32 protein-coding genes are annotated in these 24,978 nt (G+C 35.1%); 3 read left to right on the forward strand and 29 right to left on the reverse strand.

From position 1 onward, the window contains the following. Positions 1-2 precede the first annotated feature (2 nt). The 7 genes from F5ESL0233_RS06405 to F5ESL0233_RS06435 all read right to left on the reverse strand — a co-directional run bounded on the left by F5ESL0233_RS06405 (position 3) and on the right by F5ESL0233_RS06435 (position 9,230). The gene (locus F5ESL0233_RS06405) at positions 3-2,618 is read right to left on the reverse strand and encodes a glycoside hydrolase family 38 C-terminal domain-containing protein (protein WP_122059342.1); all 2,616 of its coding nucleotides are present in this window, start codon (positions 2,616-2,618) and stop codon (positions 3-5) included. An 8-nt stretch (positions 2,619-2,626) separates the two neighbouring features. Next, positions 2,627-5,296, reverse strand: a complete 2,670-nt coding sequence (locus F5ESL0233_RS06410) for a glycoside hydrolase family 38 C-terminal domain-containing protein (protein ID WP_122059344.1) — start codon at positions 5,294-5,296, stop codon at positions 2,627-2,629. A 77-nt stretch (positions 5,297-5,373) separates the two neighbouring features. Beyond that, a complete protein-coding gene (locus F5ESL0233_RS06415; RefSeq protein ID WP_122059345.1) occupies positions 5,374-6,471 on the reverse strand; it encodes a PTS fructose transporter subunit IIC in 1,098 nt (365 codons plus the stop codon). A 3-nt stretch (positions 6,472-6,474) separates the two neighbouring features. Continuing rightward, entirely contained in the window at positions 6,475-6,792 is a 318-nt protein-coding gene (locus F5ESL0233_RS06420) for a PTS fructose transporter subunit IIB (protein WP_122059347.1), read from the reverse strand. 5 nt (positions 6,793-6,797) lie between these two features. Further along, positions 6,798-7,247: a PTS sugar transporter subunit IIA gene (locus tag F5ESL0233_RS06425; RefSeq protein WP_122059349.1), complete on the reverse strand. Its 450-nt coding sequence runs from the start codon at positions 7,245-7,247 to the stop codon at positions 6,798-6,800. A 210-nt stretch (positions 7,248-7,457) separates the two neighbouring features. Further along, positions 7,458-8,741, reverse strand: coding sequence for a glycosyltransferase family 2 protein (locus F5ESL0233_RS06430; protein WP_122059350.1), 1,284 nt, complete (start codon positions 8,739-8,741; stop codon positions 7,458-7,460). 9 nt (positions 8,742-8,750) lie between these two features. Then, the gene (locus F5ESL0233_RS06435) at positions 8,751-9,230 is read right to left on the reverse strand and encodes a cell division protein (protein ID WP_118898090.1); all 480 of its coding nucleotides are present in this window, start codon (positions 9,228-9,230) and stop codon (positions 8,751-8,753) included. A gap of 192 nt (positions 9,231-9,422) precedes the next feature. Here F5ESL0233_RS06435 and F5ESL0233_RS06440 point away from each other — a divergent pair, with 192 nt between their 5' ends. The 3 genes from F5ESL0233_RS06440 to F5ESL0233_RS06450 all read left to right on the forward strand — a co-directional run bounded on the left by F5ESL0233_RS06440 (position 9,423) and on the right by F5ESL0233_RS06450 (position 12,801). Next, positions 9,423-10,496, forward strand: coding sequence for a S66 peptidase family protein (locus F5ESL0233_RS06440; RefSeq protein ID WP_122059352.1), 1,074 nt, complete (start codon positions 9,423-9,425; stop codon positions 10,494-10,496). Between the two features lie 356 nt (positions 10,497-10,852). Then, on the forward strand, positions 10,853-11,533 hold the full coding sequence (locus F5ESL0233_RS06445) for an ABC transporter ATP-binding protein (protein WP_122048089.1): 681 nt from the start codon (positions 10,853-10,855) through the stop codon (positions 11,531-11,533). Beyond that, complete coding sequence (locus tag F5ESL0233_RS06450; protein WP_122059353.1) at positions 11,533-12,801, forward strand: ABC transporter permease; 1,269 nt, start codon at positions 11,533-11,535, stop codon at positions 12,799-12,801. Before F5ESL0233_RS06445 ends, F5ESL0233_RS06450 begins: the two co-directional genes overlap by 1 nt. Before the next feature lie 39 nt (positions 12,802-12,840). On the opposite strand, the gene F5ESL0233_RS06455 is transcribed toward F5ESL0233_RS06450, so the two are convergent. From F5ESL0233_RS06455 to F5ESL0233_RS06560, 22 genes are all read right to left on the reverse strand, one after another. Beyond that, positions 12,841-13,209, reverse strand: a complete 369-nt coding sequence (locus F5ESL0233_RS06455) for a DUF6176 family protein (protein WP_228150092.1) — start codon at positions 13,207-13,209, stop codon at positions 12,841-12,843. An 87-nt stretch (positions 13,210-13,296) separates the two neighbouring features. Next, positions 13,297-13,692 carry a 30S ribosomal protein S9 gene (rpsI, locus tag F5ESL0233_RS06460; protein WP_122059355.1) on the reverse strand — a complete coding sequence of 132 codons (396 nt, stop codon included), beginning with the start codon at positions 13,690-13,692 and terminating at the stop codon, positions 13,297-13,299. 12 nt (positions 13,693-13,704) lie between these two features. Further along, positions 13,705-14,148: a 50S ribosomal protein L13 gene (gene rplM / locus F5ESL0233_RS06465; protein WP_090092276.1), complete on the reverse strand. Its 444-nt coding sequence runs from the start codon at positions 14,146-14,148 to the stop codon at positions 13,705-13,707. A gap of 106 nt (positions 14,149-14,254) precedes the next feature. Next, positions 14,255-15,040: a tRNA pseudouridine(38-40) synthase TruA gene (gene truA / locus F5ESL0233_RS06470; protein WP_122059356.1), complete on the reverse strand. Its 786-nt coding sequence runs from the start codon at positions 15,038-15,040 to the stop codon at positions 14,255-14,257. Next, entirely contained in the window at positions 15,040-15,837 is a 798-nt protein-coding gene (locus F5ESL0233_RS06475) for an energy-coupling factor transporter transmembrane protein EcfT (protein ID WP_118895980.1), read from the reverse strand. The genes truA and F5ESL0233_RS06475 overlap by 1 nt, the downstream gene beginning before the upstream one ends. 4 nt (positions 15,838-15,841) lie before the next feature. After that, positions 15,842-16,687: an energy-coupling factor transporter ATPase gene (locus tag F5ESL0233_RS06480; RefSeq protein WP_122059358.1), complete on the reverse strand. Its 846-nt coding sequence runs from the start codon at positions 16,685-16,687 to the stop codon at positions 15,842-15,844. Further along, positions 16,663-17,514: an energy-coupling factor transporter ATPase gene (locus F5ESL0233_RS06485; protein ID WP_118898097.1), complete on the reverse strand. Its 852-nt coding sequence runs from the start codon at positions 17,512-17,514 to the stop codon at positions 16,663-16,665. The genes F5ESL0233_RS06480 and F5ESL0233_RS06485 overlap by 25 nt, the downstream gene beginning before the upstream one ends. A 176-nt stretch (positions 17,515-17,690) precedes the next feature. Then, complete coding sequence (gene rplQ / locus F5ESL0233_RS06490; protein ID WP_090092283.1) at positions 17,691-18,074, reverse strand: 50S ribosomal protein L17; 384 nt, start codon at positions 18,072-18,074, stop codon at positions 17,691-17,693. A gap of 26 nt (positions 18,075-18,100) precedes the next feature. Continuing rightward, the gene (locus F5ESL0233_RS06495) at positions 18,101-19,039 is read right to left on the reverse strand and encodes a DNA-directed RNA polymerase subunit alpha (protein WP_090092285.1); all 939 of its coding nucleotides are present in this window, start codon (positions 19,037-19,039) and stop codon (positions 18,101-18,103) included. A gap of 45 nt (positions 19,040-19,084) precedes the next feature. Further along, entirely contained in the window at positions 19,085-19,468 is a 384-nt protein-coding gene (gene rpsK / locus F5ESL0233_RS06500; protein WP_090092287.1) for a 30S ribosomal protein S11, read from the reverse strand. 17 nt (positions 19,469-19,485) lie between these two features. Beyond that, positions 19,486-19,836: a 30S ribosomal protein S13 gene (gene rpsM / locus F5ESL0233_RS06505; protein WP_090092288.1), complete on the reverse strand. Its 351-nt coding sequence runs from the start codon at positions 19,834-19,836 to the stop codon at positions 19,486-19,488. A gap of 23 nt (positions 19,837-19,859) precedes the next feature. Further along, the gene (gene rpmJ, locus F5ESL0233_RS06510; RefSeq protein ID WP_046307548.1) at positions 19,860-19,976 is read right to left on the reverse strand and encodes a 50S ribosomal protein L36; all 117 of its coding nucleotides are present in this window, start codon (positions 19,974-19,976) and stop codon (positions 19,860-19,862) included. Between the two features lie 14 nt (positions 19,977-19,990). Next, the gene (infA, locus tag F5ESL0233_RS06515) at positions 19,991-20,212 is read right to left on the reverse strand and encodes a translation initiation factor IF-1 (RefSeq protein ID WP_090092290.1); all 222 of its coding nucleotides are present in this window, start codon (positions 20,210-20,212) and stop codon (positions 19,991-19,993) included. Positions 20,213-20,277: 65 nt separating this feature from the next. After that, positions 20,278-20,934: an adenylate kinase gene (locus F5ESL0233_RS06520; protein ID WP_090092291.1), complete on the reverse strand. Its 657-nt coding sequence runs from the start codon at positions 20,932-20,934 to the stop codon at positions 20,278-20,280. 10 nt (positions 20,935-20,944) lie between these two features. Next, on the reverse strand, positions 20,945-22,240 hold the full coding sequence (gene secY, locus F5ESL0233_RS06525) for a preprotein translocase subunit SecY (protein ID WP_118898098.1): 1,296 nt from the start codon (positions 22,238-22,240) through the stop codon (positions 20,945-20,947). Beyond that, positions 22,240-22,680 carry a 50S ribosomal protein L15 gene (gene rplO, locus F5ESL0233_RS06530; protein ID WP_090092294.1) on the reverse strand — a complete coding sequence of 147 codons (441 nt, stop codon included), beginning with the start codon at positions 22,678-22,680 and terminating at the stop codon, positions 22,240-22,242. The genes secY and rplO overlap by 1 nt, the downstream gene beginning before the upstream one ends. Positions 22,681-22,703: 23 nt before the next feature. Further along, positions 22,704-22,889 (reverse strand): 50S ribosomal protein L30, encoded by a 186-nt coding sequence (gene rpmD / locus F5ESL0233_RS06535; protein ID WP_122059360.1) that lies wholly within the window; start codon positions 22,887-22,889, stop codon positions 22,704-22,706. A 12-nt stretch (positions 22,890-22,901) separates the two neighbouring features. Then, positions 22,902-23,408, reverse strand: coding sequence for a 30S ribosomal protein S5 (gene rpsE / locus F5ESL0233_RS06540; protein WP_090092297.1), 507 nt, complete (start codon positions 23,406-23,408; stop codon positions 22,902-22,904). Positions 23,409-23,424: 16 nt separating this feature from the next. Then, positions 23,425-23,784, reverse strand: a complete 360-nt coding sequence (gene rplR, locus F5ESL0233_RS06545; RefSeq protein ID WP_090092299.1) for a 50S ribosomal protein L18 — start codon at positions 23,782-23,784, stop codon at positions 23,425-23,427. A 23-nt stretch (positions 23,785-23,807) separates the two neighbouring features. Beyond that, positions 23,808-24,338: a 50S ribosomal protein L6 gene (rplF, locus tag F5ESL0233_RS06550; RefSeq protein ID WP_090092300.1), complete on the reverse strand. Its 531-nt coding sequence runs from the start codon at positions 24,336-24,338 to the stop codon at positions 23,808-23,810. A 24-nt stretch (positions 24,339-24,362) separates the two neighbouring features. Beyond that, positions 24,363-24,761, reverse strand: a complete 399-nt coding sequence (rpsH, locus tag F5ESL0233_RS06555) for a 30S ribosomal protein S8 (protein ID WP_122059361.1) — start codon at positions 24,759-24,761, stop codon at positions 24,363-24,365. 22 nt (positions 24,762-24,783) lie between these two features. Next, positions 24,784-24,969, reverse strand: coding sequence for a type Z 30S ribosomal protein S14 (locus F5ESL0233_RS06560; protein ID WP_046307561.1), 186 nt, complete (start codon positions 24,967-24,969; stop codon positions 24,784-24,786). Positions 24,970-24,978 lie beyond the last annotated feature (9 nt).

A 24,978-nucleotide genomic window follows, 5' to 3' on the forward strand; every position in this document is an offset into this window, starting at 1 on the left:
TCCTATATCTGTTTGATTAAAGTAATCATGTCATAGGGAGCAATTTGAAAACTTTGTTTTCCAATTTCTTCAAGGCCATTAATAACTTTATAACCCAATTTTTCAAGATATGACACATCCTGTGTCTCATTAGTAAGATTAGATAATCGCAAAATCAAACTATTTTCTACCGTATAGGCAAGATATAATGCTGAAACCTCAACTCCTGGTTCAATTGTCAACCAAGATTGCTCTTTTTTAAGTTCATGAAGCCCAGTAGGATATTCTATATCCCATAATTTATTATCTAAACGATTCACAAATAGATTATGTGTTTGCATTTGATAACTAACAGATGGGGTATACCACTTAGTTAAGTCCTGAGCTATCTGTTTTTCATTTAATTTTGAACCATTATAAGCACATAACCCAAAAACGAATTCATTTTGTCCTAATTCTTGCGCTAATGGGGTGGGCATCATTACATGCCCCACTGAAGTAGTATCACCAGAAGCTCGGCCAGGACGCCATAGTAAATCAGATTTACCCAATTGCCCTGTAGTTGCCATTAACGTAATTAAAAGGAAATCTGCAACTTTCTCATACTCTTTTTGACCCGTACCAAAGAAGTATAAGCCATTAATTTTATCGCACAGGCCAACACAGCGATCGAATACATAAATATTTACCGGTTTTTCAACAAATTCATCATTCCAATTATCTGCAATTCTTTCATTAATGGTCTTGCTAAAGCCACCTTGAATCTGAGCATGTGCAAAATTAGTGGTAATTCCTGTTTTTATCTTTAGCCGCAAACGATGAGATAGAGCTTGATTATCAATCTCCAATTTAGCACCTAACACAGGTGAATCTTTTCTTAATTCTAGGATTAATTTGTATTTTATTTCAGCAGTTTGTTTTTCCTTTAAACGATCTTTTAAAGTTCTTGGCAGCTCCCAAGTTCCTGTTAAAGTCATACGTTCAATGCCTGAAGCACTATATTTTTTAACATTACCATTCCATGGAAGATGAATTTCTTGATCACCTTTTAGTGGTGAAAAGTCATAAGTATCACCATCATTTCCTTGATCATAAATACGAATCACATCAGGAAAAATTTTATTAGCCGTTTTCATTGTGAATTTGCCATCTAAAAAAGATAAATCAATATCTTGATTAGTGATTTTCGTCCCCACATCTTGCCTTAATTCTTCACACGGTGTTTCGCAATCTTCAAAATGAACTACTTGATAGCCTAATCCTTGCATCTTAATTTTTAAGCTTACCTTTATTTTGTAATATCCAGGTTCATCTTTAAATTCATAACCATTAGGAGTTAATTGCATAATATTAGGACGCGATAGTATCTTCTCACTGGCTAAAATAACCGCCTGATTTTGATTAGGAAATTTAATTTTTTTACTTGAACTAATAATTTCAATTGTCTTACGTCCATCAAAATTATAAGGATCGGTATTAAATACAATAACATCATGATCAGTTAAAGATAACCGTTGAGCCAATCTTTTTTTGATATAATTTTCAACTCCTGCCGCGATTTCAAAAGCCTGCTTAAAACGGTGGTCTATATCAATGGCTACATTATCAGTCACACTACCACCAAGAGTATCGTGGGGCTGTAATTCAAATAATAATTTCCAGAGTTTAATAACAATTCCGTTAGAAATTGGAATATTCGCGTAACGTGCAATAACCATTAATGGTTCCAATCTTCGAGTAATTACTTGCTCTAAGTTGAAATTTTGTCTTTTATTTCTTGACCTAACTGAAGTAATTGTACGGTGAACGCGCGAGTAGGTAGGGTAGCGCAATTCTCCCTGATATGTAGGTAATTTTTTACTATGTAATTTAGCCATAAACTTGGGATAAGTACTGTTGATAACTTCATAACGCGAATATTTGTTCACCTCCTTCAATGTTGCTGAAATATTATGAATAATATTCATTTGATCGATACCGGATGGTATTAAAACTTCATCATGATGACCATTTGCGACTTCAAATTCTATTCCTTTATCTAAACGCTCTTTAACAAATTTTTGCAAATTTTGTTTTGAGACTAAATCAATTTGACCGGTATAGTAACCCAAAGGAAAATTTGCTGCAAAAACTGCCTTCCCGCCCAGTGCTTTCCACTTGAAATAAACTGAATTAGTTTGCCTTTGAAAGTTTGTACCACGCCAAGATAAAAAATCATGAATATCAACTTGATGTAGGATCATTGGCAAATTGGCATTAAAACCAAATGTATCAGGCAAATAGCCTAACATCATTGGATTACCATAGTTTTCTTTAGCATCAATAATGCCAATAATTAAATTTCTAAGTAGCGATTCAGCGCTTGGAACCATCGCATCCGTTTGTGTGTACCACGGGCCAATAAAGAGCTGTTTACGCTCTACTAAACGATGAATTCTTTTCTTGCCCTCAGGATGAATTTCAACATATTCATCAATGATAGACATCTGACCATCTAAAGTAAAATTTGCTTCTGGATGATTCTCTAATTCATCTAAAACTTCTGTAAATAATTGATCACTCAGTACTTGTGCATCTTGTGATGTAAAATACCATTCTCGATCCCAATGAGTATGATTGACAAAATATGCTTTAACCATAATCCCTCCTAAAATTGACAATAAACTGTTATAAATTTTGCATGTTTTAATTTGGGTAAAACTACTTGATTATTTTCAATTAATAATTCTGATTGACCGACTCCTTTTAAATTAACCAATTTAACAAGCTTAGGAGTCTGGGTGAATACAATTTTCCCGCCTACTTCATGGAATAGTGGATTATATAATCGGATTTCATAGGACTTAGTACCTGGAACTGTTTTAATTGTGCTTGTTACCAAATTACTTTCAAGTTTAAATAAGCTCAATTCCTCTTTGTATTTTCTTTTCACTGGGTTAAATGGAAAAGTTAATCGGCCATTTAAGAACTCTGCGTACTCATAAATTTGTAAAGGAGTATCCCACTGCTTTACTTCATTTGCCAAGCTACTTTGATCATAAGTTGTAGCCAATGTTTTTAAAGCAAATTCAAAAGATAACTTTTTTTGCAATTGAGCCTGTGGTGTAACCACGGTCTCATCACCAGAAGCTCTACCAGGTCGATATAACAAATTTTTTTTGCCCAACATCCCATAAGTACGAAAAATTGTTAACCTCATAATAGAATGGTTTTTCCCAATACATTCATACTCTCTTACACCTTGAGGTATTACAGCCATACATCTTGTATTATTAGATATGGCAACAAAACTTTGCATCGTATTGATTGAAATAGGCATTTCCTGCCATTTATCAGTTTCTTGCCGCCATAAAGTCAGTTCTTTTTCTTTAACTACTTGTCTTTTAACCGTTCCAAATTGCATATCTGCAATACTTGTCTTAGTCACTATTTCACTATCAAAATTAATACACAATCGATGACTTTTAGACTTTCTATTATCAACATTAATTTTAAAAGCAATAATTTTGCTATTTTTAGTTAAAGTAACCTCCAAACTAACTGGCATGGTAGTATCAACAACTTTTTGCGCACGTTTAGTTAAATTACTTGGTATTTTAAAATTAAAATTAATGATTAACTGATTTTTTAACTTTCCTAAATATTGATAAACTTTATAAGATTGCTGAGTTGAAAAGATATGCATATCTTTTCGTGGTGGTGAATAATTATAGGAGTCCCCATCGTCTCCATTTTCTTCTAGAATAGCTTGATTTTGATAAAGATATTGATTACTTTTATCCAAAATATTTAAACTACCATCGTCGTTAACTTCAATACGGTAAAATTCATTTTCAATCATCTTACCTTCTACAATTCGCTTAAGGCGGCACTCTTGATCAGGTAAAACTGACAAGTATAGTTGCTTATATCCAAATGATGGAATTTGTGTACATTCGATATCTAAATCAATTTGATAAACTTTCTGTGGGTGATAAATTTGCTTACCTGGATCTAATTGAATAGTTGCATCAGTTATTTTTTTTGTTACATCTTTAATATTTGTAATTTCGAATTGAATATTGCTACCCTGCATATCTCGAATTGAAAAGGCTCGGCTTGGTGAATATAGGGTATAATGTAAGACCTCATTACGAATAACTGGCATTGAATTAAATACTGTAAGAGTTATTGGATGATTAGCATTTTCTATCCTAGTAGAAATTTCTCGCATGGTAAGTTCAACTAGACCGGTTGCAAGATCTTGAACTTCTTTATACCGCATTTCAATATCTTCGTTTACACGATCAGAAACACAATTTCCCATTGAATCATGAGCAGCATTTTTAAACATTTTTTTCCAAATATCATTAACTGCTTGCTCTGGATATTCAAAACCAAAGTGATTACCTAATGTAAGTATAGGTTCCATAATATTACTCAAATAAAATTGTAACTTTGTATTGAGCTGTTTAATATCCGCCCTAGAGGAATAAATTGATTTATGCACACGCATGTCTTTTCCACAATCTTGCTCACCACTTATCCGTTTCAATAGTGGATTTTGTTGACGAACTGCCTTGATATATTCTTCAAGCGAAGCAACTTTAAAAGTAAATTTGCCAGCATTAGCATGATTTAATTTACTAGTAAACTTTGGCAAATCAAATCTAATTGGAGCCATATCAGAGCCGTTAGGAAAAAGTAAATTATTAGTGGTTGCTGTCAGAGTAACCGTTTTAAATGGTTCTTCTGTCATTAATTCTGCTAATTTAGTTTCATCAATTACACCACCAATAAAATAGCCACAAGCCATCCGGTAAACTGTAACTTCTGAGCCATCTTCGCCCTGCCAAATAAATTCAGATTTAGAAGCGCTACTTAATGAGAATCCTCGATATAAAACAGCATCATGAATGTCAAATTCTCGGTATATCTGTGGCATACTTGATTCCTGACCAAAGGAATCAGGAACATAAGCAATATTCATGTAGCCACCCAATTTATCGCATTCTTGCATTCCAATGCGTAAATTATTAACAATACTTTCTGCTGAAACCATGAATTGGTCGGTTTGCGTGTACCATGGACCTAAAATTAACCTTTTATTCTTTACTAACTTTTTTACCCGATCCATATCTTGTGGTCGCCATTTTAAATAATCTTCTATAAGTGAAGCTTGTCCATCTAATAAAAAAGAGTGATATTTTATATCATTTGCTAAACAATCGATTACATCTTTTAAATCTTTTAAAAGATAAATTTTTGCAGTAGAAGAAGTAAAAAACCATTCTCTATCCCAATGCGTATGCGGAACAATAAAAACTTTTTTAACCATTATTTCTCCTAAAGTTAAAAACTATAGTTTGAAAATAACGATGATTTAATTTTCAACTATAGTTTTTACCGTAATTATTATTGAATGTTTAATTCTATATCATCATCGCTCATCGATTCTTTACCAGTTGAGTTTTGATCAGTAAAGTCTGCAATTAATGGTGCTACAATTGCAATAAATATAGCACAAACTAAAATTCCAGCCAGATATGCAATAATATTATCAGCCGTTAAAATACCTGGCAGTCCTCCTAAAGGGGGAATATGTGATTTTACTCCTAAAAAAGCTCCAGTAGCTGAGCCTAAAGCACCACCAATGATATTCACAATAATCAGTTGTGGAGCCTTCATCATAAACGGAATTGCACCTTCTGTAATTCCAAATGTACCCATAATCAAATTATTATGACCCATTTCTAAAAGTTCAGAAGAAAAACGATTTCTAGGCCAAATAAAACTCATAATGGCGTAACCCATGGGAATTGCACAAATAGCAATATTAGTATATAGACATGGTTGATAAATTCCCTCGATAAAGAAGAAATTTCCAACTCCCCAGGCTGCTTTATTAACGGGGCCACCAAGATCAACACCAATCATGCCTCCCATAATAGCTGCGAGTAAAATTGCATTCGTCTTTTGTTCAACCATGAATTTTACCCATGAAGTTAAACCATTATTAATCCAAGCTAATGGTGGTGTAAGCACCACACCTACAAATAAGGCAACTGAGCCCACTGTTAAAAGCGGCATAATAATTAGTTCAATTGCTGAATTCCATTTATCTGGAACGTTAATCTTTCGGCACCACCGTGCAACATACCCAGCAATCAGTCCCGCAACAATTGCTCCGATAAATCCTAATTGATTGTTAGTAGCAAGCTGCCCACCAATAAATCCTGCACCTAATGCAGGTTTATCTCCTAGTGCATAAGCAATGTAACCGCCAATAACTAAATTAACTAGCCCAATTCCAATCCAACCAACCTGATTGATTTGATACAACATATGAAAAAATCCACTAGATTTTGCGAATTTTGATAAGTCACCATAGCCAAAGCACATGCCAATCAACTGTGGCACTCCGACTACTAAGGCACCACCAATTACAGTAGGAATCATATACGAAATCCCACTCATAACGGCTCCTTCCCATTCTCTTAGCAACCGTTTCATTTTTTAGTCCTCCTTTTTAATCGCGGCAGCACACTTCTTCAAAACAGCTTTTGGTGCTTTAATACAAGTATTAATATCTACCCTAATTATAGGTTTGCCTTCAAATCTTTCCATACTGGTAATTTTTTGGTCAGAAGCAATAAGTACAAAATCTGCTATTTTTGCTTCTTCTTGAGTAATTGCATTAACTGGCCCCATCATTCCCTGTTGTTCAATCTTAACATTCCAACCTAATTCTCTACCTGCCTTCTCTAAGGCTTTAGCTGCCATTGGTGTATGTGCTAAACCTGCTGGACAAGCTGATACTCCGACTACATTCATAATTGTTACTCTCCTATTCTTTCATTAATAAAATTTGCTATTTCATTTCTATTAGTCATTCGCCGTAATTCTTTTTTAAAATCGTGTTCCAATAAGGCTGTCGATAAATTAGCCAACATTTTTAAATGCTCATTGCCTACATTTTGAGGTGGAACCATCAAAGCAAAAACATCCGTTACTGGTTGATCATCATATGTTTGCCACTTTAAAGGATTTGCCAATCTAAAGTATAAAAAGCCAGCCTTTTTAACAGCAGCAGTTTTAGCATGTGGAATAGCAAAACCATCTTCTAAACCAGTAGAAAATTCCTTTTCCCTATCAATAAAGCTCTTATTTAAAGCTTTAGCATCCGTGGTGTAACCTGTTATAGCAGCGATTTCAGAAATATACTTTAACAAAGAATTAATGCTTGACTCACTTACATTTAGAAAAACGTTTTCCTGTGAAAAATTCATTTTTATTATCACTTCCAATTCCTAAAAGGCTTTACTGAAATTAAGCCTAACTTAAATTGATTATTTTGTAATTAGTAACAATTTCCATTTAAGTTGGAAAAAATATAATTTAAATATTTTTACTTTATTTTGCTTTTTTAAGAAACATAAAAAGCGTTCTTCTAATTAGAAAAGCGCTTTTAAATTAATTAAAACAAAATCACCTAAAGACTATCTTGTCGGACTGACCCAAGTACCGGATCCATAGCCCAAGATCGTTTTTACTGCAGGAATAAAAGTAGTGATTATTGTAATAGTATTAATTACCCATAAACATAATAAATAAATAGGGGCAAATAAAATATAACTTAATTTATTTCCACGAGTATCAATCAATAAAGCCGTAGTCAGCTGTAAAGTTCCGGCAATCATTTCAAAGCAAATAAGTAATAAAGTTGAAAATATTAAATATAACAACTGTGACCAATTTTGCGTAGCACAATAATTGATTACTAAAAAAACAAAAATTATTGACGAGATAGCAAAAAAGAACGACCACAGAATACTAAATGTTTGGTCAAATAATAATAACGATTCGCCTAAATTTTTAATGGGATGGCGTAAAACTTTTAATAAGTTAGTCAACCAAACTTCCGTACCACCCTTAGCCCAACGTTTACGCTGATGGTATAAATCTTTTAGTGTTTCCGGCACTAATGTATAAGAAATAATATTAGGGGCAAAAACTGACAGCCAATTATTTAATTGATGGTCCCACGCAATACTAATATCTTCAGTAGCACGATCTTGACGAAATAAGCCTACATCCATTAAGGCGCTTTTACGATACATCGTATTTGCACCACTGTAAGCAAAGATACTACCAAAAACACCCATTTCAGCCCGCTTGATGATTCCAACAATACTAGAAAATTCAACAGTGATTGATTTGGTAATCAGTTTAGTCCGATTCCTAACTTCAACATTAGAAGTTACGGCTGCAATATTTTGTCCTTCTGGACTATTAAAGTAATTAACATATCGGTTTAACGCATCCGGTTCTGGGATGGTGTCAGCATCGTTGCTAAGTACAAGTTCTCCCTTAGCAAAAGCTACCCCAACGTTAAAAGCATGGGCTTTACCCTTATTTTTTTCAACTCGAATAACACGCAAATTGGAATAATGTTTTTGAAGGGATTGTAAAATTTGTGGCGTTCGATCTGTGGAACAATCATCAATTACTAAAACTTCATAATTATTATAATTTAATTCATTAAGTAAATAAGTAACAGTTTCTTTTAAACTTGCTTGTTCATTATGCGCTGGAATCATAATCGTAATAAAGGGTTCCTTATTTTCAGCAATAGTAGTAAAAAATTTCTTCTTATTGCGAAATACATATCTATAACATAATCCTCCGACAAACCAACCCAATCCACCTAGAATAGGATAAGAAATTAAGATTAAGAATAATCCATTTAGTAACGGTTTAATTGTTGACCAAGTTATATCCATCAATTAACCTCATTTCTTAAACAAACGTTGCGCAAAATCATTTTCAAGATTTTGTTCTGGTTTAACACTATAGAAATTATATTGCTGGCGCTGTTTTAAATCACCAAATTTTTCGGTCCAACCTTGCTCAATTAATTTTTCATGTCTCATACGGCGCTTTTGATCAACTACTCTATGCTTGGTCCAAACAAAAGCAAAATGACGGTTATTATGAACGGTCAAAAATAAATAGGTTATTATAATGATAATGAAGATAATTATAAAAAATTCAATTAAAAATTTCATAGGTAAAATAATATCCGAATAATATTTAATATGCGCTTTTTGAGCAATTTGCGGAAAATGTAAAATTATATAAACGCCAATAAACGGTGAAATAACACCCAGCCAGCCAATTATGGCAATTATTGTTTGCCTTATCTTTAAATGCCAATTTCCTGAAGTAAAATAGTCATCTTGGGCTAAGTCAGAAAAAGATCTATGACTCATTATTAGTTTCCTCCTTATCTTATTCCATTCATGGATATCTAATTCTTTTATATTTACTTTATTATTATTACTATTTTAGGTCAAGAAAACAGAAATTATTAAATTGTTTTTGATTTTTCAACATCTATTGTATTTACTTAACCTATGATATACTGATGTTTAATTATTTTATAATAAAAAGGAGGCTAAATTTTGTTAGTAAAACCACATCAATTACAAAAAGGTGATCAAGTAGCACTAATTAGTTTGTCTAGTGGTGTCTTAGGCGAAAAGCAGGTTCTTCATGAACGAAAATTAGGGGAAAAGCGCTTAAAAGAACTAGGTCTTAAATTTATTTATATGCCTAATTCCTTAAAAGGAACTACTTACCTAAAAAAGCATCCCAATGAACGGGCTAATGATTTAAAAGAAGCTTTTATGAATCCTGAAATTAAAGCAATTATTGCGGCCATTGGCGGTGATGATACTTATCGCTTGTTACCATATTTAATGGAAGATTCAGATTTTATTAAAGCAGTACAAACAAGCCCCAAACTATTTACAGGATTTTCGGACACGACAAATAATCACCTAATGTTTTATCGATTAGGGATGCAGAGCTTTTATGGACCTAATTTTTTAAATGATCTCGCAGAATTAGATGTTAGTATGCTAGAATACACCCTAAATACTTGGAATCATTTCTTTATTAACCCACCTACAACTAATATTCCTGCAAGTCAAACTTGGTATGAAGAACGAACCGATTTTTCGCCTAAAGCGATCAATCATCCTCGAATTAGCCATCGCGATACTGGTTATCAAGTGCTTCGAGGAAATGGAATTATTCAAGGGCGACTTTGGGGTGGCTGCTTAGACAGTCTCTATGGTGACTTGACCCAATATCGTTATCCTGATCAAGCCGAAATTATTCGGCATTACCGATTAATTTTATCTCCCCAAGAAGCTCAAAACATCATTTTATTCATTGAAACTAGTGAAGAATGTCCCTCTCCAGATTTATATGCCCAAATGCTTAATCAACTAGATCAAGCAGGTCTTTTAAAATCTGTTCGAGGAATCTTAATGGGAAAGCCACAGAACAATTGCTATGTTAACGAATATCAGACCAAGCTTTTAGCAGCCACTGCAAAGTATCAAACACCCATTTTGGCAAACGTTAATATTGGTCATGCCTACCCCCACACCGCGCTTCCTTACGGCGCTCTTGCGCAAATTAACCTTGATCAGTCTTCTTTAAAAATTTTAGAACCATATTTTTCTTAACTAAAAAGCGTTATCCAAAACATTGAATAACGCTTTTTAAAATTACTACCTTTTTAATAATTAACCTTTCTTCTATATATCTGAGCCACCTTAATTTTAAACTGATTCCATTCATTTTTAATAACTTGTAATTCCACTTTACCTACCTTTGTTATTTTATAATAGCATTGCTTCCGTCCCTGAAATGGTTCATCGCATGTTAGCAAGTATTTTTCTCTTTGCAAACTAGCAAATAATATGAATAAAGCAAAACATTCTATCATTTAGCATAAATTATTTTATATTTATTTAATAAAAGCTTGAATTTTACTAATTATAGTGTATTATTTATATATAACACTAAAGGAGAGAGAACAATGAGCTTATTAGAAACTCAGAATGTGGTCAGAACTTATGGTAAAGGCACAACCAAGTTTGATGCATTACGCGGAGTTAGTTTAGCAATAGATAAAGGTGAATCAGTTGCCATTATTGGTAAAAGTGGATCTGGGAAATCAACTTTAATGCATATTATGGCGCTTCTTGATCAACCAACTTCCGGGAGTATTTTATTAGATAACCAACCAACAAACAAAATTAAAGGGCGAGCTTTAAATAAATTACGTAATCAAACTTTTGGCTTTGTCTTTCAACAATTTTTCTTAAATGCTCAAGATACCGTTCTTGAAAATGTAATGTTGCCATTAAAAATTGCTGGTGTAACGGGAAAAAGGCGCAAGGAATTGGCTTTAGCGGCAATCAGGGCGGTTGACCTTGAAAGTAAAGCTCAAAATAAAGCTAGTAACCTTTCTGGTGGTCAAAAACAACGTGTTTGTATTGCTCGCGCACTAGTTAATGAGCCACAAATTATTTTTGCTGATGAGCCAACTGGTAACTTAGACTCAACTACCGGAGAAATGGTAGAAAATATTTTGTTTAAATTACATCGTGAAAAAGGAATTACCTTAATCATCGTTACTCACGATCCTGATCTGGCTCAAAAATGTCAAAGACAAATTCAAATTAAAGATGGTCTAGTAGTTGAAGGGGGAGCATAATGAAGTATCGCGATATTTTAAACTCGGCTGCCAGTAATTTATGGCACAACAAAGGGCGAACATTTTTAACAATTATCGCTGTGCTAATCGGGGCCTTAACCCTGAGCATTACAATGGGGATTAATTCTGGTGTCAATAATTACTTAACCAAACAAATTGGAAACGTTGGTAATACTGAGCAAATGATTATCGCTCCTAGTTTTTCCAGTGGCAATAGTAATGGTGCACCAGAAAGATACAATACCAACAAAAGTAGCAATAATGCTGACGGAATGTTGACTAAAAATGACCTCAAGAAAATCAAAACAGTTAAAGGTATAAAAGATATTAAAGCATTAAAGGATAGCAACGTTACTTATGTCCAAGGACTTAATAAAGTCAAATATGTTATCGATGCTCAGCCAACCTTGGGAATTGCTTATGACTTAAAAGCCGGGCGACAAGTTGCAATTTCAGGTAATTCATCAGAAATTCTTTTAACTAAACAAATGATGAAAGCCTTTGGTTATCACAATGCTCAGCAAGCTTTAGGAAAATCAATTACACTTGTGACTAATTCACCCGTTACCAAAAAGAAACAAAAAATTTCAGCTAAAATTGTTGGTATTCGTAATGATAGTATGATTAGTAGCGGTCAAAATGTTTATAGTCATGGCTTAAGTCAAAAAATAATCAAAGCCAATCAAGATGGCATGCCTACGGCACTTAAAGATCGCTATGTTGAAATTGTCGCAACACCAACTAGTAAGAATCCTGATAAAATCGCAACAATCGAAAAGAAATTAGCTAAAAAAGGTTACACTGCCCAAACTTTAAAGGATGCGGTTAAGCAACTTTTTCAAACCTTTAATATTGCAACAGGTGTATTGATTATTTTTGGAGCAATTGCTCTAATCGCTGCCAGTTTTGGCGTTATCAATACCCTTTACATGTCAGTTCGTGATCGAACACGGGAAATTGGCCTAATGAAGGCTTTAGGATTAAGCCAAGGTAAAGTTTTTTCTATTTTTAGTTGTGAAGCAATTTTAATTGGTTTATTTGGATCACTTCTAGGGTTACTTGGAGCTGTGGGGATAGGTCAGGCCTTAAATTCAGTTGCCAGGAAGACTTTCTTAAAGGGAATCGATGGCTTTACCCTAATTCAATTTAATTGGCCTAATAGTTTATTAATTATTGGAATTATTTGCTTAATTACATTTTTAGCGGGAACACTGCCAGCTAGACGAGCAGCTAAGCTTGATCCGATTACCGCTTTAAGATATGAATAAAAAAAAAGACGAAAGTAAACTTTCGTCTTTTTTTACTTTTTAGTTTTCTGCTTTTTTTATTATTTGCTCAAGTCTAGGAGCTAATAGGCTTTGTTCTAATATCATGTCAACTGGATGATATTTTTCATCAATACATTCATCCCAGTATTCTAAATGTTTTTTATCAATATAGCTCCCAGACTCTTCCACTGCATTCCCCCCAATACCTTGGATTGAATACCAGTAGAAATATGTATAGCCATCTTGATTATCTTCTTTAAATACAGTTTCAATGTACATTTTTTCCCCAGCCATAGTTGCAACGGTATCTTTATGATGCTGATTAAGAAAATCCATCCACTCTTGTGCTTTTTTTTCTTTACCCTTTTTTATTCTAAATCTTGTGAGCTCTATCTGAACATTGATCAATTTATATTTCCTCGTATAAAAAGCATCAATCAGAGATTGATGCTTTTAAAATTACTAGTAATTAACCAGTATAAATTCAATAAAGAATTAACGCTTACTAAATTGTGAAGCTTTACGGGCTTTCTTCAAACCTGGTTTCTTTCTTTCAACCATTCTCGGATCACGAGTTAAGAAGCCAGCCTTCTTTAATGGGCTACGGAAATCTGGATCAACTTCAAGTAAAGCACGTGCAATTCCCAAACGAATTGCACCAGCTTGACCTGAAAAACCCCCACCATTAACGTTAACTTTAATATCATATTGATTTTCAGTTTCAGTCAAAGTCAATGGTTGCTTCAAATCCTTAACTAAGTTAGGGAATGGAATATATTGATCAATATCTTTATTATTAACAGTGATCTTACCAGTGCCTGGTACTAAGCGTACACGCGCAACTGAATTTTTACGGCGACCAGTACCTGCATATGCAACTTGTTGTGCCATTTATGTAACCTCCTAGATTAACTTGTTAATGTCTAATGCTTCAGGTTTTTGTGCTTCATGCTTGTGTTCAGCATCAGCATAAACATGCATCTTCATAAATTCTTGATGACCAAGAGTATTCTTTGGAAGCATCCCCTTAACTGACAATTCAACTAATCTAACTGGGTTATTAGCAAGTAATTCACCAGCTGGAGTGGCCTTAATGCCACCAAGATAACCAGAGTGGTGGTAGTAAATTTTGTCAGTAGCTTTCTTACCTGTCAACTTAATCTTGGCAGCGTTAATAATAATAACGTTATCACCAGTGTCGACATTAGGTGTATATTGAGGCTTATTTTTGCCTCTCAAAATAGTTGCTACTGCTGTAGACAGACGTCCTAGAGAGACATCTGTTGCGTCAATAACATACCACTTACGTTCAATTTCATTAGGTTTTGCTAATTGTGTAGTACGCAATTTAATTTCCTCCGTTTATACGTTGTTTGAAAACAATAAGATTCCGGGGCCTATCGTGGACAAACATACCATATTAGAATACGTCCTTTTATAAAAAAAGTCAATATTATTTACTGTCTTGCCGATATTTTATTGGAATATCCTCATAGAAAACGTGGTATAGATAGAGACCGTTTGCTTGTGCCGTTTCTCTAACCTGATTACGATCTTTAGCCTTTATTATCCGTGGTATATCATTAACTGGTCGCTTGCCATTACCTATTTCTAATAATGTTGCTACTAAAATCCGAACCATATTATATAGAAATCCAGAACAAATAAAATCAAATATTAACTCATTGGCCTCCTGGTCAAAATTCACATCAGTATAATACATTGTACGAACTTTATTCTTAATTTGACCACCACTAGCAGCAAAACTCGTAAAATCATGTGTTCCAACTAAATCTTGAGCAGCAATTTTTATTTTTTCTACGTCAATGGGATAAGGATAGTGACCCGTATAAAAGCGCTTAAATGGATCAACAAAGCGATCTAAACTCATTCGATAGCGATACCACTTACCTTTAGCGCTATAGCGAACGTGAAAACTTGGATCAACAATTTCACATTTTTTAAAAATAATGTCTAATGGCATCATTGAATTGAGGGCATAAATCATTCGCTCGGTTGCAATTTTATTGCCAGGATAATCAAAATGAATAACTTGGTCATAAGCATGGACGCCAGCATCAGTTCTACCAGATCCTTCAATTGGAACTATTTCTCCCTTAGTCATTTTAATAAGCGCTGCTTCAATTGTCTTTTGAATAGTGCGCTGGTGTGGCTGGGATTGAAAGCCATGAAATAAATGCCCATCATAGGCTAAAGTCATCTTATATCTTGTTTTCATTAATGTGTCCTAAATATTAATAATAAAATAACTAAAATTATAAAATAAACCAAATTAATTAAATCATATAATGACCACTGCAATATTCGATATCTAGTGCGCCCTTGATCACCGCGATAGCCGCGCGATTCCATTGCAGTTGCTAAATCAATTGCCGTTTCAAGAGAACTAATAAAAAGAGGAACCAAAAGAGGCGTAATTGCCTTAGCCCGAGTTATCAAACCGCCATTATTAAAATCTGCACCCCGTGCACGTTGGGCATTCATAATTTTAAAAGTTTGGTCAAATAAAGTTGGCACGAATCTTAAGGCAATTGACATTACCAAAGCAATTTTATCAACTGGAACCTTAAACAATTTCAGCGGTGTTAAGAGCCATTCAATCGCATCAGCAATTTCTAAGGGCATAGTTGTCACCGTCATAACTGTTGAAATTAAGACAATAAGCGTAAAACGGATAAAAATATAAATTGCATTGATAATACCATAACTTGAAACTGCTAGCATCATCCATTGCCAATATACTTTGCCACCTACGGTAAAGAATAATTGTAACAATGACGTGAAGAGGATTAGCCAAATAATTGGTTTTACCCCATCCCAAAATACTTTACCATTTAGTTTAGTAGCAGCAACTGCTACTAAACTAAAAATTGTCAGGATTGCATAAGTAGCTGGATTATTAGCTAAAAAAATTACAAAAATAAAAAGAATAGTCGCAACTAACTTTCCGCGTGGATCCATTTTGTAAACTATCGAGTCACCAGCAATGTAGCGGCCAATCAAAATTTTATTCACAAGCTCACTTCCTTAAATTATACTTGATTCCTGCTATCAATTCTTTTTTTGTTAGCGGTAAATCAGTAAATGTGTAATTCGTTAGTTGCGAAGCAAACAATGATGCCCTGGGTTCATCCAAGTAATGCTTTTTTAACCAGCTACGATCGTTAAATATTTTCTGCGGTACATCATGCTTAATCAAGCGTCCCTTTTCCATCACTAGGACATCATCGGCATACTCTGCAACATCATCCATATTGTGCGTAACTAAAATAATAGTATGGCCAGCTTTTTGATATTCAAAGAAAAGTTGCATCATTTTTGCTCTGGCACGTGGATCAAGACCAACCCCTGGTTCATCCAAGCAAAGAATTTCTGGTTCATAGGCCAATACTCCTGCAATTGCTACCCGTCTCATTTGCCCACCTGATAATTCAAAGGGTGACCTATTAGCAATATCTTTTGGTAATCCAACTCGGTCTAACCACCTTTGCGCACTAGCTTTTGCTTTTTCTGAATCATAGCCAAAGTTTTTGGGTCCAAAAGCAATATCATCAAGAACTGTATTTTCAAATAACTGTGTTTCTGGAAATTGAAAAACTAAACTGACATGCCGCCGTAATTTTTTTAAATGCTTATCAGTAGTTTCTGGTGTTATAAGACTACCCGCAATTTCGATTTGTCCACTAGTGGGCTTTAATAGTGCATTAAAATGTTGCATTAAAGTCGACTTACCACTGCCAGTATGACCAATAATTGCTGTAAAAGAATTATCTTTTAACTCAAAACTAACATTATCTAGTCCTTTTTTTTCAAGTGGAGAACCTTGTGAATAAACATAACTCACTTTTTGGAATTTAATTGACATAAGTAATTAATCAACTCTTTTTCTGAATTTATAGTATCCGGTATATTTATCGCATTACTCTGCAAATCTTTCTTTACTTGTTGAACAAATGGTACAGTCAGTCCTAGTTCATTTAATAACTTAGTTTTTTTAAAAACAGACTCAGGTTTTCCCTGAGTTACTATCTGACCATCATTCATTACCAGTACTTGATCGGCTAAAGCTGTTTCATCAATATCATGTGTAATTGCAATCACAGTTAGTCCATATTTGTCTTTCATTTGCTGTACAATTTGCAACACCTGACTTCTTCCATCGGGATCTAACATAGATGTGGCCTCATCTAAAATAATAATTTTAGGCTTAATAGCAATAATACCTGCAATCGCCACTCTTTGCTTTTGCCCGCCGGAAAGAGAACCTGGTTCTGAATCTGCATATTCACTCATTCCAACAGCTGCAATTGCTTTAGGAACAATTTTCATCATTTCTAGGCGAGAAACTCCTCGATTTTCTAATCCAAAGGCCACATCATCTGCTACTGTAGCACCAACGAATTGATTATCAGGATTTTGAAAAACAACCCCAACACGATTCCGTATATCCCAAACGGTTTTTTGGGTGAGCCTGATTCCATCAACTTCAATTTTAGAATTAGCATTTTCGCCCGCATCAAGTAAACCATTTATTAAACGAATAATAGTCGACTTACCACTTCCATTATGTCCAATTATAGAAGTCCATGAACCTCTTTCAATATCAAAAGTCACATTATTAATTGCGGGCTCTTTCGCATCAGGATAAGTAAAACTCACATTTCTAATTTTAATAATATTATCTATCGTCATGCTTTTGGCCTCCTAAGGTATGAATTAATTGTACCAAAAAAAGGCAAAAAAAATCACCCATGAGGAGGGATAATATGCATTATCTAAGCTAGACTAAACTTTCGTCATCATCCTAACGCTTATTCTCACTCTCATGGATAATTCTTAATAGCTATTAAGTTTTGGTTACTCTCAAATTAAACTAATTCCAAAATAACCATTGGAGCACCATCACCCTTACGAGCAGTGGCTAACTTCATAATTCTGGTATAACCACCATTACGATCTTTGTAACGAGGTGCGATATCACTGAAAAGTTTTTGCAAAGCTGATTTAACAACAACTGCATCTTTTTCTTCATGGATGTCAGCAACTTCATTACGAACAAAGGCAGCAGCTTTTCTTCTAGCTGCTAAGTCACCACGCTTACCTAAAGTAATCATCTTTTCGGCAGTTCTGCGTACTTCTTTAGCACGAGTTTCAGTAGTAACAATGCGTTCATTCATAATTAATTGGGTGGTCATCTCTCTAAGCATTGCTTTTCTATGTGCACTATCCCAACCTAATTTACGGTATGCCATTCAGTTTACCTCCTTTTATTTTTCAATTAATCTTCTTGACGAAGTGAAAGTCCTAGGTCAACTAATTTATTTTTAACTTCTTCTAATGATTTTCGACCTAAGTTACGTACACGCATCATGTCTGCTTCTGTTTTGTCGGTTAATTCTTGCAGAGTATTAATGCCTGCTCGCTTAAGACAGTTATAAGAACGAACAGAAAGATCAAGCTCTTCAATCGTCATTTCAAGCTTTTTCTCTGCTGTATCGTCTTCTTTTTCAACCATTACATCGTTAAATTTAGTACTTGTATCAGCATTTTCAAACACTTTAAAGTGCTCTGCCAAAATTTTGGCAGCAAAACTTAGGGCGTCATTAGGCTTGATTGAACCATCAGTCCAAATCTCTAAAGTGAGCTTGTCAAAATCGTCTCTCTTACCAACACGAGTTGATTCAACTTGGTAATTAACTTTTTCGATTGGTGAAAAAAGAGAATCAACCGGAATAACACCAATTGGCATGTCTTCACTCTTATTGTCGCTTGCTGCAACATAACCACGACCATTCTTAACGGCAACTTGCATATGTAAATGTCCGCCGTCTGCAATGGTACAGATATATTGGCCAGGATTTAATATTTGAATATCAGCGTCAATCTTAAAGTCATCAGCAGTTACAACTGCTGGACCTTCAACGTCAATTTCAATAATTTTTTGTTCATCTGAAAAAGACTTTAATTCAAGCTTCTTCAGGTTCAGAATTATTTTGGTAACGTCTTCTTTTACACCAGGAACGGTTGAAAATTCGTGCAGGACATCATCAATTTGAACATATACTAATCCTGTACCTGGAATAGATGTTAGTAAAACTCTACGTAATGAGTTACCTAAAGTAGTACCAAAGCCTCGTTCAAGTGGTTCAATAACAAATTTACCATAAGACTTCTCTTGGTCCACGACGGTAATATTTGGCTTTTCAAATTCAATCATTACTAGACCCCTTTCAAAACGCAACGTCTTTTATTAAGAAAAAAATTAAACACGACGACGTTTTGGTGGTCTAGAACCATTGTGAGGAACTGGGGTAACATCACGAATTGCAGTAATCTCCAACCCAGCAGCTTGCAGTGATCTAATAGCAGATTCACGACCAGCACCAGGACCTTTAACTGAAACTTCTACATGCTTCATACCTTGATCCATGGCACTCTTAGCAGCTGCTTCGCCAGCCATTTGTGCTGCAAATGGTGTAGACTTACGACTACCTTTAAAGCCCAAAGCTCCGGCTGATGACCAAGCAATTGCATTACCTTGAACATCGGTAATCATGACTAAAGTATTATTAAACGTAGAATGAATGTGAGCAACGCCTTTTTCAACGTGCTTCTTCACACGACGCTTACGTGCTGTTTTAGGCATCAATAAACCTCCTTATTTTATTTATTCTTCTTACTACCCTTACGAGTACGTGCGTTATTCTTGGTATTTTGACCACGAACTGGGAGTCCACGGCGGTGACGCATACCACGGTAAGAACCGATATCAATTAACCGTTTGATATTCATACTGACTTCTCTACGTAAGTCACCTTCAACACGGTATTTATCAACTTCTGCGCGAAGCTTTTCTTGATCATCTGGAGTCAAATCTTTTGAACGTATGTCTTCAGAAACACCAGCATCCGCACAAATTTTCTGAGCTGTTGGTTCACCAATGCCATAAATATATGTTAATGCAACAACTATTCTTTTATCTCTTGGTAAGTCAACACCAGCAATACGTGCCATAAATTGCACCTCCTATTTTATTTTTAACCTTGACGCTGCTTGTGTTTTGGATTTGCAGGGCAAATAACCATTACACGACCATGTCTTTTAATAATCTTACAATGTTCACACATTGGTTTAACAGATGGTCTAACCTTCATGTTTCCCTCCGTTATTATTTTATAAACCGATAAGTAATTCTACCTTTTGTTAAATCGTAAGGAGAAAGTTCTACAGTCACACGATCTCCTGGTAAGATACGAATATAATGCATTCTAATCTTACCGGAAACGTGTGCTAAAATTTCAGCCCCATTTTCCAATTCAACTTTAAACATAGCATTAGGTAAAGTATCAACCACTTTACCCTTTACTTCAATGACATCATCTTTTGCCAAAGCTGTTCCTCCGCATTTAAACAGTCATTCTTTGAAATTATAACACGGATAAATAAATATACAAATTATTCCTTTTTACTTAATACCGTGTCAACTTGTTCAAAGACTTTTTCTGGAGTTTGTTCACCATTAACAATAGTCAGCAAACCATTCTTTTGATAATAGTCTTTCAAAGGTGTATTCATTTTTTCATTAACTTGTAAACGATTCTTTACTACTTCAGGCTTATCATCTTCACGTTGATAAAATTCATGGCTACCACAACGATCACAACTACCTTCAACTTTAGGCATCTTAGTAATTTTATTATAAGTTGCGCCACATTTTTTACACATAAAGCGTGCTGATAACCGACTAACCAAGGTTTCTTCTTTAACTTCTAATGAAATAACTTTAGTCAAAGGCTTGTTAAGTCGCTTAGTTATGCCTTCTAAAGCTTCTGCCTGAACAATTGTCCTTGGGAAACCATCTAAAATATAGCCTTCTTTGATGTCAGGCTGATTTAAACGTTCCTCTACTAACCTAGCAGTAACTTCATCAGGTACTAGATCACCTTTATCAATATAACTTTTAGCTTCAAGACCAACTTTGGTCTCATTAGCCATTGCTTCTCTAAACATATCCCCAGTTGAAATATGAGTTAGATGATATTTATCGACAATTTGTTCTGATACTGTACCCTTGCCAGCACCTGGTAATCCTAAAAGAAATAAGTTAATCATTTATTTGTTCCTATCTAATGAATCCAACGTACTCTCTCTTCATTAACAATCCGTTAATTTGGCGAGATAATTCCAAAACAACCCCAATTACAATTAAAAGACTAGTACCTCCTAGACCTATTGAACTTGGTAAGTCCCAAAAGTTAGTAGCAAGCTGGGGTAGTAAGGCAACTAAGCCCAAGAAAACAGAACCAACTGTTGACAACTTTATTAAAAGCTTAGAAACATAATCCTGTGTATCTTTACCTGGCCAAACGCTTGGGATATAAGCTCCTTGTTTTTGTAAATTCTTTGATAGCTTTTCAGGATTAACCTGAACAAAAGCATAGAAGAATGTAAACAATACTATTAAGAGTGTATAAATTATTACGCCAGTCGTAGTTTGCATACTAAAAATATTAGTCATTATTTTGTACCATTGCTGGTCACCTTGAGATCTTTGAAAGGCCATTAAAATTGTTGCTGGAGTGATGATGAATGAACTAGCAAAAATTACAGGGATAACACCTGAAACATTAACTTTTAATGGCAAGAAACTTTCAGAGCCACTTACAGTCGCACGTTTAGTGTATTGTATTGGAATACGACGATCTGCTTGTTCAACCCACGTAACTATTTGTGTTACGACAAGTACTGCAATGATAATCGCAATGAAGAACACAACACCTTGCCAACGATCAGCTGCACTATTATTGATAATTTCATCTTTATATAACTGCCAAAGACCACGTGGAAGTCGAGCTATAATACCAGCAAAAATTATAACTGAAACACCATTTCCCAGACCTTTATCAGTAATTTCATCACCAAGCCAAGTTAACAGCATTGTTCCTGCTGTCATGATTATTGCAATTTCAGCATAAGTTTGTGGCGTTTGTGACTTGACAAGCCCCATTTGTGTCAAAGCGTTAAAGCCAAGAGTAATTCCAACACTTTGAACGAGTGCCACAAATAATGAAAGCCATCGAGTGACTTGATTAGTCTTACGCCGTCCAACTTCACCTTGTTTTCCCCATTCAACTAAAGTTGGAATAATATCCATTTGTAATAATTGAATAACAATTTGTGCTGTAATATACGGGGAAACTCCTAGAGAAAAAATAGAGTAAGTATCTAATCCACCACCTGAAACAGTATCTAGCATTGGAACTAGGCCAGTTTGTGCAACCTGAGTGATCGCTTTTGCATTAACACCTGGAACAGTAATGTTAGCTCCAATGCGATATAGCAAAAGAATAAAGAGTGTAAAATAAATTTTATTCCTTATTTCTTTATCCTTAAAGGCGTTCTTCAAAGTCGAAAACATTAGATCACCTCAACAGATCCGCCGGCAGCTTCAACTGCCTTTTTCGCAGCTGCGGAAACTTTATTAACCTTTACATTTAACTTGACTTTTAACTCACCTTTAGCAAGTAACTTGACACCTGATAATTCTTTCTTTACCAAGCCAACTTCTTTAAGACTAGCAACAGTTACTTCACTATTATCTTTAAATTTGTTTAAGTCGTCTAAATTAATAATTGCGTATTCTTTACGGTTAACATTCTTAAAACCACGTTTAGGCATGGTTCTGAAAAGTGGCATTTGCCCACCTTCAAAACCTAAACGTGTATGACCACCTTGACGGGATAATTGTCCCTTTTGTCCACGGCCAGAAGTTTTTCCGTAACCACTTGAAGTACCACGTCCAACACGTTTTCTAGTATTACGTGAACCTTCAGCAGCATGTAATTCATGAAGCTTCATTAATTCGGCACCTCCTTATTTAATTATTTAGTTGTCTCTTCAACAGAGATCAAATGAGCAATTTTTATTAACGCACCACGTGTAGTAGCGTTATCTGGTAAAGTTACTGTACTATTGATTCTACCCAAGCCAAGAGCTTTAACGATTTTTCTTTGGTCAGGTAGACGGTGCGCAGCACTTCTAATTAAAGTAACTTTTAATTCAGTCATTTATAAGTCTCCCTAATCTAAATCTGCGTGACGAAGCTTTTCAACATCTTCACTAGTTCTAAGTTTCTTTAATCCATCAATTGCTGCACGCACAACATTAATTGGAGTATTTGAACCTAATGACTTAGAAGTAACGTCTGCAATACCAGCCATATCCATAACGATACGAACAGCACCACCAGCAGCAACCCCAGATCCGGCTGGAGCAGGTTTAAATAAAATGCTTCCTGAGCCATAGTGGCCAATTACTTCATGGGGAATAGTTGTTCCAACTGTTGGAACAGTAATCATATTCTTCTTACCAGCTTCAACGGCCTTACGGATTGCTTCTGGGACTTCTTGAGCCTTACCAGTACCAAAGCCGACACGACCTTTTTTGTCGCCAACGATTACCAAGGCGGCAAATCTCATTCGTTGTCCACCTTTGACAACCTTGGTAACACGATTAATTGCTACTAACTGATCTTCGATGTCGTCTTTATTTCTGCGATTATTACGAGAATCGTTGCGGTTTGCCATGTATTATTCTCCTTCCTTAGAAATCTAATCCATTTTCACGAGCGGCATCTGCCAAAGCAGAAATACGGCCGTGGTATAAGTAACCACTTCTATCAAATACAATATTTGAAATATTTTTACTTTTAGCTGCTTCAGCAATTGCTTTACCAACAGCTTGAGCCTGTTCTACTTTAGTTGAATCCTTGGCAATGGAAGCATCTAAAGTTGAGGCACTTGCTAGCGTGACACCCGCTACGTCATCAATTAATTGAGCGTAGATGTTTTTGTTTGAACGGAAAACACTTAAGCGTGGGCGCTCAGCAGTACCAGAAATCTTGCTACGAATACGTTTATGACGCTTTAAGCGCAATTTATTCTTATCTGGTTTAGAAATCACAATTTCACCTCAAAATTTATCTATTATTTACCTGTTTTACCTTCTTTGCGACGTACATATTCATCAACATAACGAATACCTTTACCCTTATAAGGCTCTGGTGGACGTACATCACGAATTTCAGCCGCAAATTGTCCAACATTTTGCTTTGAAATTCCTTCTACTTCAATTTCAGTTGCTGAAGTAGCTTTTACAGAAACACCTTCTGGTGCAGTCATTTCAACTGGGTGTGAATAACCAACGTTTAAAGTTAATTTATCACCTTGAGTAGTTGCTCGATAACCAACACCGATTAACTTCAAAGTCTTCTTGTAACCATTAACTACACCTTCAACCATTGAAGCTAAGTTAGCTCTTTCAGTACCATGAAGTGCCTTATCACTTTCACTTGAACGTGAAAAAGTGATTTTGCCATCTTCTTGGTTAAAGGTAATTTTTGGATCAAAATATCTAGTTAATTCACCCTTAGGACCTTTGACAGTGATATTGTCACCTTCTTTGGTAACAGTGACACTATCTGGGACTTCAATTATTTTTAAACCTATCCGGCTCATTGATTGTTCTCCTTTCTGTCAGAATTACCAAACGTAAGCGATAACTTCGCCACCAACATCTTTTTGTCTTGCTTCTTTATCGGTAATTACACCAGCAGAAGTTGAAACGATGGCGATACCTAATCCATTAAGAACCTTAGGTAAATTTTCAGCACTAACATAGTTTCTAAGACCTGGCTTAGAAATACGCTTTAAGCCTGAAATGACACGTTCTCCGTCTGGACCATATTTCAAGAAAATCTTGATAGTACCTTGCTTATTGTCATCAGTAACTTCGTAATCACGGATGAAGCCTTCGCGTTTCAAAATTTCTGAAATAGATTTTTTTATGTTTGATGCAGGAATTTCAACAGAACTATGCTTTGCCATATTAGCATTTCTAATTCTTGTCAAGTAATCTGCGATCGGATCTGTCATGACCATTTATGCTATCCTCCTAACCGTATTACCAACTAGCCTTTTTAAGACCTGGGATCTGACCCTTGTGAGCTAAATCCTTCAAGCAAATACGGCATAAGCCAAATTTACGATACACAGAGTGTGGGCGACCACATCTCTCGCAACGAGTATATTCACGTGAAGAAAACTTAGCAGGACGATGATTTCTAATTTTTTGTGACGTTTTAGCCATTAGTGTCCT

It is taken from the genome of Lactobacillus sp. ESL0233 (genome assembly GCF_003692995.1).
Lineage (GTDB): Bacteria > Bacillota > Bacilli > Lactobacillales > Lactobacillaceae > Lactobacillus > Lactobacillus bombicola.